This window comes from Nonomuraea sp. NPDC052129 (genome assembly GCF_040680095.1).
GTDB lineage: Bacteria > Actinomycetota > Actinomycetes > Streptosporangiales > Streptosporangiaceae > Nonomuraea.
In genome coordinates this window covers 150,285-162,027 of the sequence record NZ_JBFAVX010000006.1, presented here as the reverse complement: position 1 = coordinate 162,027, position 11,743 = coordinate 150,285, and the positions used below count along the sequence as shown (strand labels likewise).

Annotated in this window: 14 protein-coding genes; 8 read left to right on the top strand and 6 right to left on the bottom strand. The window is 71.5% G+C overall.

The features are described 5' to 3' along the window. Nucleotides 1-22: 22 nt before the first annotated feature. Entirely contained in the window at nucleotides 23-784 is a 762-nt protein-coding gene (locus tag AB0L53_RS16715; protein ID WP_363994016.1) for a TSUP family transporter, read from the top strand. A gap of 62 nt (nucleotides 785-846) precedes the next feature. On the opposite strand, the gene AB0L53_RS16710 is transcribed toward AB0L53_RS16715, so the two are convergent. Beyond that, complete coding sequence (locus tag AB0L53_RS16710; RefSeq protein WP_363994013.1) at nucleotides 847-1,995, bottom strand: MFS transporter; 1,149 nt, start codon at nucleotides 1,993-1,995, stop codon at nucleotides 847-849. Between the two features lie 85 nt (nucleotides 1,996-2,080). Further along, entirely contained in the window at nucleotides 2,081-2,830 is a 750-nt protein-coding gene (locus AB0L53_RS16705; protein ID WP_363994010.1) for a DeoR/GlpR family DNA-binding transcription regulator, read from the bottom strand. A gap of 55 nt (nucleotides 2,831-2,885) precedes the next feature. On the opposite strand from AB0L53_RS16705, the gene AB0L53_RS16700 reads away from it, so the two are divergent. The 3 genes from AB0L53_RS16700 (at nucleotide 2,886) to AB0L53_RS16690 (ending at nucleotide 4,753) form a co-directional block, all read left to right on the top strand. Further along, on the top strand, nucleotides 2,886-3,857 hold the full coding sequence (locus AB0L53_RS16700) for a YafY family protein (protein ID WP_357951832.1): 972 nt from the start codon (nucleotides 2,886-2,888) through the stop codon (nucleotides 3,855-3,857). Between the two features lie 71 nt (nucleotides 3,858-3,928). Then, a complete protein-coding gene (locus tag AB0L53_RS16695) occupies nucleotides 3,929-4,501 on the top strand; it encodes a LysE family translocator (protein ID WP_357952189.1) in 573 nt (190 codons plus the stop codon). 39 nt (nucleotides 4,502-4,540) lie between these two features. Continuing rightward, entirely contained in the window at nucleotides 4,541-4,753 is a 213-nt protein-coding gene (locus AB0L53_RS16690; protein ID WP_358540901.1) for a hypothetical protein, read from the top strand. 11 nt (nucleotides 4,754-4,764) lie between these two features. On the opposite strand, the gene AB0L53_RS16685 is transcribed toward AB0L53_RS16690, so the two are convergent. Together AB0L53_RS16685 and AB0L53_RS16680 are read right to left on the bottom strand one after the other, a co-directional pair. Continuing rightward, nucleotides 4,765-5,223 carry a MarR family transcriptional regulator gene (locus AB0L53_RS16685; protein WP_358540905.1) on the bottom strand — a complete coding sequence of 153 codons (459 nt, stop codon included), beginning with the start codon at nucleotides 5,221-5,223 and terminating at the stop codon, nucleotides 4,765-4,767. A gap of 144 nt (nucleotides 5,224-5,367) precedes the next feature. Continuing rightward, nucleotides 5,368-6,240: a hypothetical protein gene (locus AB0L53_RS16680; protein WP_363994005.1), complete on the bottom strand. Its 873-nt coding sequence runs from the start codon at nucleotides 6,238-6,240 to the stop codon at nucleotides 5,368-5,370. A 96-nt stretch (nucleotides 6,241-6,336) separates the two neighbouring features. On the opposite strand from AB0L53_RS16680, the gene AB0L53_RS16675 reads away from it, so the two are divergent. Next, nucleotides 6,337-6,861 carry a CGNR zinc finger domain-containing protein gene (locus AB0L53_RS16675; RefSeq protein WP_363994002.1) on the top strand — a complete coding sequence of 175 codons (525 nt, stop codon included), beginning with the start codon at nucleotides 6,337-6,339 and terminating at the stop codon, nucleotides 6,859-6,861. A gap of 19 nt (nucleotides 6,862-6,880) precedes the next feature. Here AB0L53_RS16675 and AB0L53_RS16670 read toward each other — a convergent pair whose 3' ends face one another. Next, nucleotides 6,881-7,459, bottom strand: coding sequence for a TetR/AcrR family transcriptional regulator (locus tag AB0L53_RS16670; protein WP_363993999.1), 579 nt, complete (start codon nucleotides 7,457-7,459; stop codon nucleotides 6,881-6,883). A gap of 17 nt (nucleotides 7,460-7,476) precedes the next feature. Next, on the bottom strand, nucleotides 7,477-8,979 hold the full coding sequence (locus tag AB0L53_RS16665) for a serine/threonine-protein kinase (protein ID WP_363993996.1): 1,503 nt from the start codon (nucleotides 8,977-8,979) through the stop codon (nucleotides 7,477-7,479). Nucleotides 8,980-9,101: 122 nt separating this feature from the next. Between AB0L53_RS16665 and AB0L53_RS16660 the strand changes: the two genes are divergently transcribed. From AB0L53_RS16660 to AB0L53_RS16650, 3 genes are read left to right on the top strand one after another with little or no spacing between them, the layout of a single operon-like run. After that, nucleotides 9,102-9,680, top strand: coding sequence for a helix-turn-helix domain-containing protein (locus tag AB0L53_RS16660; protein WP_363993993.1), 579 nt, complete (start codon nucleotides 9,102-9,104; stop codon nucleotides 9,678-9,680). A gap of 8 nt (nucleotides 9,681-9,688) precedes the next feature. Beyond that, nucleotides 9,689-11,050: an MFS transporter gene (locus AB0L53_RS16655; RefSeq protein ID WP_363993991.1), complete on the top strand. Its 1,362-nt coding sequence runs from the start codon at nucleotides 9,689-9,691 to the stop codon at nucleotides 11,048-11,050. Between the two features lie 52 nt (nucleotides 11,051-11,102). Continuing rightward, a complete protein-coding gene (locus AB0L53_RS16650; RefSeq protein WP_363993988.1) occupies nucleotides 11,103-11,717 on the top strand; it encodes a YigZ family protein in 615 nt (204 codons plus the stop codon). Nucleotides 11,718-11,743 lie beyond the last annotated feature (26 nt).

The window sequence follows — 11,743 nt, the reverse complement described above, 5'->3', positions numbered from 1 at the left end:
CGGGGGAAATCGGGGGAGTGGCGTGCCGCTGGAGCATGTGGTGTTGGTGTTGGCGGCTGCCCTGTGCGCGGGCTGGGTCGACGCCGTCGTGGGCGGTGGCGGGCTGGTGCAGCTGCCCGCGGTGATGGTGACGGGCATACCGCCCGTACAAGCGATGGCCACCAACAAGCTCTCCTCCGTCTTCGGCACCGCCTCGGCCGCCGTGACCTACGCGCGCACCACCAAGCTGGATCGGGCGGTCGCGCTGCCCGGCGTGGGGCTGGCCGTGGTCAGCGCCGGGTTGGGCGCCCTGGCCGCGGCCGCGATCTCGGCCGAGGTGTTGCGCCCCGCCGTGATGGTGGTGCTGGTCGGTGTGGCCGCCTTCGTGACGCTGCGTCCGGCTATGGGCGCGGTGCCGCAGCCCCATCTGCGGACGAAAGGCCGCGTCGTGGCGGCCGTGATGATCGCGGGCGTGGGCATCGCCTTCTACGACGGCATCATGGGGCCGGGTACGGGGACGTTCCTGATCATCGCGTTCACCACGATCCTCGGGCTCGACTTCGTGTCGGCCTCCGCCTCGGCGAAGATCATCAACACCGGGACCAACCTGGGCGCGCTGTTCGTGTTCGGCTGGCAGGGGCATCTGCTGTGGGGGCTGGGCCTGGGGATGGCCGTCTGCAACGTGGCGGGCGCGCAGTTGGGCGCCCGCATGGCGCTCAAGCGCGGCACGGGCTTCGTCCGCGTCGTGCTGCTGTGCGTGGTGGTGGCCATGGTGATCAGGCTGGGCTGGCAGCAGTTCGGCTAGGACCCAACCGGCAACCGGTCCCGACCCGACCGGTCCAGACTCGACCGACCCGACCCGACCGCTCAGGATCCGACCGGCTCGGTCGTACGAGTGCGCAGCGCGGTCGCGGCCAGCGCCACGAAAGCGGCCAGCAGCGCCGGTACGGCCAGCGCCCGCGGCAGCCCGGAGAGTTCGGCGATGCCTCCGATGAGCACCGGCCCGGACAGGAACCCCAGATAGCCGACGCTCGCCACCCTCGCCAGCGCTCGCCCCGCGAACGCCGGGTCACGATGCCCGGCGGCGGAGAACACCTGCGGCACGATGCACGACAACCCCGCCCCGAAGCACCCGAACCCGGCCACCGCCGCCACCGGATGCCCGATCGTCAGGGCCAGTCCCAGCCCGGCGGCGGCCAGCAGCCCGCACCCGCGCACCAGCGCCACCGGCCCGAAGCGGGCGGCCAGCCGGTCCCCGGCCAGGCGTCCGGCCGTCATCATGATGGAGAACGCCGCATATCCCGCCGCCGCGAACCCCGCGGACGCGGCCAGGTCCTCCCGCAGGTAGACCGAGCTCCAGTCGGCCGCCGCGCCCTCGCCCACCAGGCAGCAGAAAGCCAGCACGCCGAGGAAGAGGATGCCCTTGGGCAGTCCCGGGCGTACCCCGTCGGCCGAGATCACCGGGGCAGGGCGGGAGCGTAGCGCCCAGGCCGCCGCCCACGCGGCCAGGAGCGCGATCACCACCCCGACGGACAGGAACGTGACGGCGGGGGAGAGCGCCAGGTGCGCGAACAGCCCACCGGCCGCGGCGCCGGCGAACCCGCCGATGCTGAACACCGCGTGGAAGGACGACATGATCGGCCGTCCCCATGCGCGTTCCACCTCCACCGCGTTGGCGTTCATCGAGACGTCCAGCACCCCGTGCACCACGCCGAACCCGAACAGCGCCGCGGCCAGCGTGCCCAGGTTCGCGGCGTAGGCGGGCAGGACGAGCACGACTCCCTGGAGCAGCGCCGCCGGGATCATGACGCGGCTGCTGCCGTAGCGGTCGACGAGGCGGCCGACCGCCTGCATGCCCACCACCGCTCCGGCGGCGATGGCCAGCAGCGCCAGGCTCAGCCGCCCGTCGCTCAGCCCGAGGTTCTCCTTGATGGCCGGAATCCGGGCCGTCCAGGTGCCCACGGCGGCCCCGGCGAGGAAGAACAGCAAATAAACGGCGACCCGCGCGCGGCTCACGGCGACTCCTGAGCGAGACGGTCGGTGACTCGGGCGCGGTTCAACGGCGACTCCTGAACGAGACGAACGGCGACCCGGGAACGCTTCACTGGGACTCCTGGACGAGACGGACGGCGACCCCGGCGGCCGCCAGGGCGTCGTGCTGCCCGCGCGGAATGCCGTCGTCGGTCACCACCACGTCGAGCCGCGAGATCGGGCAGACCGCGCCGAACGCCGTCCTGGCGAACTTGCCCGAGTCGCACGCCACGATCACCCGCCTGGCGGCGGCGATGGCGGCCTGCTTGACGGCCACCTCCGGCAGGTCGTGGGCGGTCAGCCCGTGCTCGGCGGACAGGCCGCAGCAGCCGATCACCGCCGTGTCGAAGCGCAGGGCCTTGATGGAGGTCTCGGTCAGGGGGCCCATGAAGTTCAGCTCGCCCTGCCGTACCTCTCCGCCGGGCAGCACCAGACGTACGCGCGGCGCCGCGGCCAGCAGTGACACCGACTGGAGCGCCAGCGGCAGCACGGTGAGCCGGCGGTCCAGCAGCGCGCGCGCCACTTCCAGCGCGGTCGTGCCGCCGTCGAGCAGCACCGCCTCGCCGTCGGCGATCAGCCCGGCCACCTCGGCGCCGATCCGCTGCTTGGTCTCGACCGCCTCGCGCTCCCGCACGCCGAACGGCGGCTCCTCGCCGCGCAGCAGCAGCGACAGAGCGCCGCCTCTGACCCGGCGGAGTACGCCCTGCTGGGCCAGCTCGTCCAGATCACGGCGGATCGTCATCTCCGACACGCCGTGCTCGGCGGCCAGCTCGGCGACCGAGACGCTGTCGTGGGTGCGGAGGGCGTTCATGATGGACATCACACGTTCCATGTGTTCATACAAACACGAATAATGTGCGCAATACAATGGGGCCATGCGCGCCAGCCGTCTGCTCTCCCTCCTGCTGCTCCTGCAGGCGCGCGGCCGGATGACCGCCACCGACCTGGCCGCGGAGCTGGAGGTGTCGGTCAGGACCGTCTATCGCGACGTCGAGGCGCTGTCGGCCGCCGGGGTTCCGGTCTACGCCGATCGCGGCCCGGCGGGCGGCTACCAACTGCTCGACGGCTACCGCACCCGGCTGACCGGGCTGACGGCAGAAGAGGCGTCGTCGCTGTTCCTGGCCGGTCTTCCCGGGCCCGCGGCCGAGCTGGGGCTGTCGGAGGTGGTGGCGAGCGCGGAGCTGAAACTGCTGGCCGCGCTGCCGCCCGAGCCGCGCTCGCACGCCTCCCGGATGCGCGAGCGCTTCCTGATGGACGTACCCGGCTGGTATCGCGACGCGGACGACGTGCCGCACCTCAGCGAGGTGGCCGCGGCGGTCTGGGAGCAGCGGCGGCTGCGGATGACCTACCGGCGCTGGGGCCAACAGGATGTCGAGCGCGAGGTGAACCCCTACGGGCTCGTGCTCAAGGGCGGCTCCTGGTACCTGATCGCCGCCCCCGACGGGCAGACGCCGCGCACCTATCGGGTGGCGCGCATCCTGACGCTGGAGACCCTGCCCGGCGGGTTCGACCGGCCCGAGGGCTTCGACCTAGGTGATTTCTGGCAGGACTATTCGCGCGAGTTCCGCGAGCGCATGTACACCGCCGAGGCCGTCATCAAGGTCGCCCCCGGCACCGACAGCCTGCTCGCGTACACAATGGGCAACGACGTCGTCACCGCCGCCCTGGCCGAGGGCGGCGAGCCCGACGCGGAGGGCTGGCGCACGCTCACCGTACCGATCGAGTCGCTCACGCACGCTCGTTGGCTGCTGCTGCGGCTCGGGGCGAGCGTCGAGGTGCTGGGACCCCCCGAACTGCGCGCGCTGATGGCCGAGGCGATCGCGGAGCTCGGAAAAATCTACGGCTGAATCCGGGCGATTCTGCCACGATGCCCCACATGTATCTCATCGCATTCGTTGGCGCGTGCATCTTGGTGGCGATGGTTCCCGGGGTCAGCACCGCGATCATTCTCAGACAGACCCTGCGGGCCGGGCGCGGCTCCGGCCTGGCCGCCACTCTCGGCAACGAGGCCGGCATCCTGATCTGGGGGCTGGCCGCCGCGTTCGGCCTGTCGGCGCTGGTGCTGGCCTCGCAGGTGGCCTACGACGTGATGCGCGTCGCGGGCGCGGTCCTGCTGGTCGTGATGGGCGCGCAGTCGCTCTGGCAGGCCCGCCGCAAGGACGCGCCGCCGGTCGAGGTGGACGCGGTCAGCGGGCGGCGCAGGTCGTTCCTGGCCGGATTCGGGACCTGCCTGGCCAATCCGAAGGCGGCGGTGTTCGCGATGTCGTTCCTGCCGCAGTTCGTGCCGCGCGGGCAGAACGTCCCGCTCACCCTGGTCACGCTCGCCGTCGTCTGGGTGCTCGTGGACCTGCTCTGGTACGGCCTGCTCATCTGGACCGTCGCCAAGGCCAAGGCGTTTCTGGGGCGCCCGGCGGTCAGGCGGCGGCTGGAGCAGATCTCCGGCGTCGTCCTCATCGGCCTCGGCCTGAGGCTCGTCCTGGATTCGCGATGACGGGCCGCAGGACGACGTTAAGGGGATTACGTTAAGGGAATGACGAACGACCTGGCGACGCTGATGCGGCAGGCGCAGGACGAGGATCCACTGCTAGCACTGCAGGCCACCACCGCGTTGCGGCACGAACTCGAGCGCATGGAGGCGGTTCAGGTGCGCCGGGCCAGGGTGGCCGGGCTGCCGTGGGCGCAGATCGCCAACGCGATCGGGGTGAGCAAGCAGGCCGTGCACAAGAAGTACGGCAGGGGCTAGCGTTCGGCTCTTCAGCGTGCGCGCCATTTGTCGAGGAGCTGGGGCAACTCCCGCTCCACGAACTCGAAGTAGTCGCGCATTCTGGCCAGGTTCGCGCCGGCCGCGGTGTCGTCGCCGCCGACCGCCTCGACCGCGGCCGACACCTCGCCGGTGATCTGCCGGAAGATCGGCATCTTGGTCAGCGTGAGCTCGTACCAGGCGTCGTCGGGCAGGCGGTAGACGTCACGGCGGGATCCGGGCACCGGCTCGCGCACCACCAGGTGCATCTGCGTGAGCAGACGCACCGCGCCGGAGATGGCGGCCGGGCTGACGCCGAGCCGCTCGCCGAGCTCGGCGGCCGTCAGCGTCCGCTCCTCGGCCGCCATCATCGTGAACAGCACTCGCGCGGCCATGGGCGGCAAGCCCCAGTCGGAGAAGATCCGCGCCATCCGCTCGACCGTGTGGCGCACGGCCTCCTCGTCACGACTCACAGGCGGATTCTACGGGCACGTGACGAACACCACGGTGCCGATGGGGCCGCACCGCTTCCGGCCCCTCGTCGCAACCGAGATCAGCATCTGGCGGCCCGCGCCCGGCTTCTGACCGGGCGGGCCGCTCGGGGAGGGTACGCCCGGTCAGTCGGGGGCCTTCACGGTGGCGATGCCGAGCGTGCTGGTCATCGGGAGGATGCCCGCCTCGAAGACGGCTCCCAGGACCGGCTGGATGAGCTGAGCCAGCCGATCGGCGCGCTGCTCGCCCAACTGCCGCCACGGGTCGGCGGCCAGGTCGTCGGTCATCCGCTCGACCTGGTCGCGCAGTGCCCGGCCCTGGTCGGTGGCCTGGCCCTCGGTGTCCACCAGGCCGCGCCCGGCCAGCCGGTCCTGGGCTGAGGCCCACTCGCTCTCGCTCCAGCCGCGCCCGGCGAAGTTGGCCACCGGGGCGCCGCCGATCGCGGCCAGGGAGACCAGCGACTCACACGGGTCCAGCTCCGCCGCCTGCAGCGCCACCAGATGGCCGTCGCCGCGATGCTCGCGCAGCACGGTGGCGGCGTGCCAGAGCGCCAGGTGCGGCTCATCGGGCCAGGGCAGGTCCAGGTTGGCGGCGGCGAACGGCCGTCCGCCCACCGTCACGCTCTCCGCCACCCGCCGGGCCAGCTCGGCGGCCTCGCCGAGCGCCCCGATCCCGTCGCCGAGCAGGGTCCGATAGGTACGGTCCACGGCCCGAAGGCGGGCTCGCAGTACCTCTGCGGGGCTCGCGGTGTCCCAGACGGCCGGAACGTGTTCGGCGATCGTCCGCGGGCTGAAGCTGTAATAGGTGGCGAAGGCCAGGTTCGTGCCCGCGCGGCCCAACGGCGCGGTGCGGTAGGCGAAGTAGCTCGGCCAGCGCGACTCCACGTCGTAGCCGATCGCCGCCGCCTCCTCGAAGGACTGGGGGGAGAAGTACAGCGCCGCGTGGATCGGCTCCAGCTGGTGCCACATGCGTCGGGCGAGTCTGCCATCGATGGACATGCCGATTCCTCACTGCCTAGGTACGCTATGACAGTGACGATAGACTCCTGGCGCATCACTGGTCAATCGCAAATAGACAGTTATGTTGGCCGGTGGGTGGAGCTCGCCGTCCTCCTGGTGAACGTCCTGGCCGTGGGCGAGGCGCATGGGCGCGATCTTGAGCCGCCGGCCGGCGGAGCCGCGCGCCGTGCCGCCGTACTCGATGCCACGGCCCGCCTCGAACGGCCGCCCGCCGGGGCGCCGACCGCCGCCGACGCCGACCACCTGGCGGCGGTGGCCGCCGAGCTGCGGCCCGTCTTCGGCGGCGGTCCCGATTCCGTCGCGTCGCTCAACGCGCTGCTGGTACGGTACGCGGCCGTCGCCCACCTGAGCGGAGAGCCGCCCATGCTGGCCTTCCACCAGCCGGGGGCCTCACTGGTCGACGCCTGGGCCGCCGACATCGGCACCGCGCTGGCCATGGTGATCGGGGTGGGGCAGGGGGTGCGGCTCCGGTCGTGCGAGGCGGAGGGGTGCTCGCTGGTCTTCTTCGACGTGACGCGTAACGCCTCGCGGCGGTTCTGCGGGCTGTCGTGCCAGAACCGCGCCAAGGCCAGCGCGTATCGGGCCCGGCGGCGGGCCTAGCGAGGGCTGATCAGAGACGCTATCGGCGGTTGAGTGCGAGGGGTAGCACGACGTGGTCCACGAGTCGCCGGGCCAGCTCGCTGTCGACGGGCTCGCCGCTCACCAGTGCCCGGAAGAACAGGACCGCCGGGCCCACCTGCCACAGCAGGTCGGTGTCGGCGCTGCGGGACAGCTCGCCCCTGGCCCAGGCCCGCTCGAACACCTCCAGCGTCAACCGGCGGCGCGTCGCGACGTAGTTCTGCTGCACCGCGCGCGCCAGGTCGGCGTTGTGCAGGATCTCCCCGACCAGTCCGGCGACAACGTCGCCCAGCCGGGCCAGCTCGCCCACCAGCGACTCCATCAGCCCGAGCAGATCGGCCCGCAGCTCACCCGTGTCGGGCGCCACCGGCGTGGTGGAGACGGCGTTGACGAATGCCGCGACCACCAATTCCGCTTTGGACGGCCAGCGCCGGTAGACGGTGTGCTTGCCCGCCTTCGCGCGTGCGGCCACGGCGTCGATGGTCAGCCGGTCGTAGCCGGTTTCGCGCAGCACATCGAGCACGACGCCGAGTAACTCGGCCTCGCGCGCCGGCCCGCCCCGCAAGGGCGTCACGGACATGACTTCAAGAGTAGGCGTCAGCGCTGCCAGACTGTCAGGTCCATAGTGATGTAGTCACTGTCACCTTCGCTGACCTTTGTCACCTTGACGAGACCGATCGTGCTCTGGCCGAAGACGCACACCAGTCTGCCTTTGGCCTGTTCGGCTTCGTAGGTGTCCATGTACTTGGTGTTGTCGACGCACGCCTGATAGGTGCCGGTCTGTCCGGAGTCGAGCACGGCCATCTTGTCCGCGTCGAGGCCGATGGCGCCGTATCTGACGTCGCCCTCGTTCTTCGTCGGGTGCGTGGGGTCGTCGGTGAAGTTGACCCCGTAGTAGCGGGTCACGTCGATGCCCTTGTACGTGCCGAGCAGCGTGCCCGCCTTCGCCCCGGCCACCGAGCCCTCGGTCGCCGTGCCCCCGGGACTCGGCGTGGTTTCCCCGGTGTCGGGTGTCGCTCCGGTGGGGGTCGTACGCGCGGGTGCCTGTTGGGTGACCGTGACGGTCGCGGCGGGCTGAGCGAGCGGAGTGCCGTCGGCGGCGCCCGGCCTGATCAGCACGGCCGTGACGGCCGCCGCGACCACCGCGGCGGCCACGGCCGCACCCGCCACGACGCCGAACCCGAACGTGCGGCGCGCGCGGACCGGAGGAGGGGAGGGCGGGGCCGCGTAGGCGGGCAGGGCATGCGTGAGAGGCGGCGGCAGCCACTCGGGCCCTGGGCCGGGCTGCGCGTAGCGTTCGAGCTCGGCGACCAGGGCGCGTGGCGTCGGCCGGTGCGCGGGGTCCTTGGCCAGGCAGCGGGCGATCAGGTCGCGCAGCTCCGGTGGGCAGCCGTCGAGCTGCGGCTCGTCATGCACCACGCGATAGAGCACCGCCGGGTCGGGGCCTTCACCGAACGGCGTACGGCCGGTCGCCGCGAACAACGCCAGACCGCCCAGCGCGAACACGTCGACCGGCGGCGCGGCAGGATGCCCGAGCGCCTGTTCGGGAGCCATGAACAGCGGCGTGCCGATGCGGATGCCCGTGCCCGTCAGCGGGGTCGCGTCGACGGCCTTGGCGATGCCGAAGTCGATGACGCGGGGACCCTCGGGGGACAGCAGTACGTTCGAGGGCTTGAGGTCGCGGTGCACCACCTGCACGGTGTGGATGGCCTGCAGCGCCTCCGCCACGCCGCAGACCATGGTCAGGACCGTCTGGGGCGGGAGCGGGCCGTGCTGGGCGACGGCCTTGTCAAGCGAGGGCCCGGGTACGTAGGCGGTGGCCAGCCAGGGTGTCCTGGAATGGGGATCGGCGTCGACGACCGGCGCGGTGTAGAGGCTCTGCACCCGCAGGACCGCGGCGACCTCCTGCTGGAAGCGCCGCCGGAACTCGGGGTCGCCGGTGTATTCGGCACGGATCACCTTGACGGCCAGACGCCTGCCGCTCTGGGTGCTGGCGAGGTAGACCTGCCCCATGCCACCGGCTCCCAGCCGCGCCACCAGACGGTAGCCGCCGATCTCGGGAGGGTCTTCAGGGGCGAGGGGTGTGAAGGGGGGATTCACAATCGCACTTTACCACGCCAGTAAATCTACAACGTAAAGGCAGACGGCGAAGCCAGGCGATTGCCAACATCTCTTCGCGAAGGACTCTTTGCGAAGAACTGTTGGCAATCTAGGGTGGGGGCATGACGTCAGTCGTAGTTCTCGATGCCAAGGGCCTGCGGGCCCTCGCCCACCCGGTGCGGGTGGAACTGGTCCAGTTGCTGCGCAAGTACGGTCCTTCGACGGCCACCCGGCTGGCCGAGCGCCTCGGCGTCAACTCCGGTACGGCCAGCTACCACCTGCGCAGGCTGGCGGCGGCGGGCTTCGTCGAGGAGGACACCGGACGCGGGAACGCGCGGGAGCGGTGGTGGCGCGCGGTGCACGAGGTGACCCGGCTGACCTCCAGCGACGTGGCCAGGCAGGAGCCCGAGGCGCTGATGGCGTACCTGCGGTCCGTGGCCGCCGCGCACAGCCTGCTGACACAGCGTGCGCTGAACGAACTGCAGACCATGCCCCGCCCCTGGTTCGACGCCTTCGACATCAGCCACTGGGCGCTCCGCCTCACTCCGGACGAGGCGGGGCGGATGCGTGAGGAGTTGCTGTCCGTGATCGACCGCTACCGGCGCGACGCGTCCGAGCAGACGGCCGAGGGTGCCGAACGCGTGTCGCTGGTCATGCACTTTCTGCCGGAGCCGGCCGGATCGGAGCCGGATCCGTCATGACTCCTCCTGTGACCGGACGGTCTTTACGCCCGCTGGCCGGTGTCCTGGCCGCCATGGCGATGTCGCTGACCGGCACTCGGGTGTCGGCCATCGCGCTGCCGTGGTTCGTGCTCGTCACGACCGGCAGCGCCGCCATGACCGGGCTCGTGGCCTTCTGCGAGATGGCGCCGTACGTCCTGGTCAAGCTGCTCGCCGGGCCACTGGTCGATCACCTGGGCCCGCGCCGGGTCTCGTGGGTCGCCGAGGTGGTGAGTGCCGCCGGCGCCGGGGCCGTGGCTCTGCTGCACGCGCTCGATCTGCTGGCCTTCCCGGTGCTGCTCGGGCTGGTGGCGCTGATCGGCGCGGCTCGCGGGCCCGGCGACCTGGCCAAGGAGATCATGGTGCCGGAGGCGGCCGAACGTGGCCGGATACCGCTGGAGCGGGCCGCCGCACTGTCGGGCGTGACCGAACGGCTGGCCGCCACCTTGGGTCCGGCGATGGGCGGGGCACTGGTGGCGCTGGCCGGTCCGCTGGTGGGGCTGGCGGTCAGCGGGGCCTGCTTCGCGCTCGGGTCCGTCGTCATCATGTGGGCGCTAGCGCAGGCACCGTACGCGGGCGCCCCGATCCCCGCCCAGACGCCAGACCCTCAGAACGGCCTGAACCCCGTACGGGAACCTGGCGAGGGCCCGGTCCGTGATTCGGCGGGCGGTGAGGGCGAGCTGGCGGCTGGCTACTGGCGGCGGTTCGCCGAGGGGGTCGCCTTTCTGCGCGCCGAGCCGATACTGCTGGCCCTCACCCTCATGGTCGCCGTGACGAACCTGCTGGACGCCGCGTTCGCCCAGGTACTCGTGCCGGTGTGGGCCCGGGAGTCCGGCCACGGCCCCGCCGTGATCGGGCTGAACAGCGCCGTCATGGGGTTGGCGGCGGTCGGCGGGAGTCTGGTGGCCGCCGCGGTGGCGCACCGGATGCGGCGCCGGGCGGTGTTCTTCGTGGCCTTCCTGGTGGCGGGGCCGCCGAGGTACCTGGTCCTGGCGATGGACGCGCCGGTGTGGATGATGCTGGTCGTGTTCGCGGTGAGCGGGCTCGGCGGAGGGCTCATCAACCCGATTCTGGGCGCGATCTTGTTCGAGCGGGTGCCGCGCCGGCTGCTGGGGCGGGTCAACGCGCTGGGAGACTCGCTGGCCTGGGCTGGGATTCCGCTGGGCGGGCTCATGGCCGGCGCGGCGGTGGCCGCCGCCGGACTGTCGCCGGTGCTGGTCGTGTGCGGGGCGGCCTACTTCCTCACCATCGGGCTGACCGGGTTGCGCCGTGAATGGCGGCAGATGGACCAGTCTCGTGGCGTGGGCTCGCCTTCGGCACCCGCATCAGCGGAGAGCAGCCGCAGCCCATGACGCGGAGTATGCCAGCCCCGACGGTCTGTCCGGCGAGCACTAATCTGTGGACGTGTCCTCCTACCTCACCCTCAGCGCCGCCATCGAGCACGAGACGGAGGCCCGCCGCTCCCGTTTCGTCTGCGCGGTCGCCCCGGCGAGGACACCCGCGGAAGCCTCGGCCTTCATCGCCGAGCGCCGCCACCTGCACCCGAGCGCCTCTCACAACTGCACGGCCTACGTGATCGGCGACGACCGGAAGGGCGACGACGACGGCGAACCAGGCGGCACGGCGGGCACCCCCATGCTCCAGGCCCTGACCGGCCGGGGCTTCAACGACGTGGTGGCGGTGGTGACCCGCTACTTCGGCGGCACCCTCCTTGGCGCCGGCGGCCTGGTCCGCGCCTACAGCTCCGCGGTGACCGAGACCCTGGACCAGGCGGTACCGATCCGCATGATCCCGGCGACGCTCATCGACGTAACAGTGGCCCACGACCAGGCGGGCCGCATAGAGAACGACCTACGGGCATCGAGACACCCCATCAGGGAGGTGTCCTATGGCAGCAAGGTCGTCTTCACGGTGGCGGTGGCGGACGACGAGACGGCCGCCTTCACGGACTGGCTGGCCACCCTGACCGCGGGCAGGGCTCAGGTGACACCGGGCAACAGAATCCACGTAGCCGGTTAAGAACAACGCCGTAACAGCAACCAGGA

Coding starts and splice junctions, on each gene's coding strand:
- AB0L53_RS16705 (WP_363994010.1), bottom strand. CDS start 2,830: ATGTCCATCATGAACGCCCTCCGCACCCACGACAGCGTCTCGGTCGCC.
- AB0L53_RS16700 (WP_357951832.1), top strand. CDS start 2,886: ATGCGCGCCAGCCGTCTGCTCTCCCTCCTGCTGCTCCTGCAGGCGCGC.
- AB0L53_RS16695 (WP_357952189.1), top strand. CDS start 3,929: ATGGTTCCCGGGGTCAGCACCGCGATCATTCTCAGACAGACCCTGCGG.
- AB0L53_RS16690 (WP_358540901.1), top strand. CDS start 4,541: ATGACGAACGACCTGGCGACGCTGATGCGGCAGGCGCAGGACGAGGAT.
- AB0L53_RS16680 (WP_363994005.1), bottom strand. CDS start 6,240: ATGTCCATCGATGGCAGACTCGCCCGACGCATGTGGCACCAGCTGGAG.
- AB0L53_RS16670 (WP_363993999.1), bottom strand. CDS start 7,459: ATGTCCGTGACGCCCTTGCGGGGCGGGCCGGCGCGCGAGGCCGAGTTA.
- AB0L53_RS16660 (WP_363993993.1), top strand. CDS start 9,102: ATGACGTCAGTCGTAGTTCTCGATGCCAAGGGCCTGCGGGCCCTCGCC.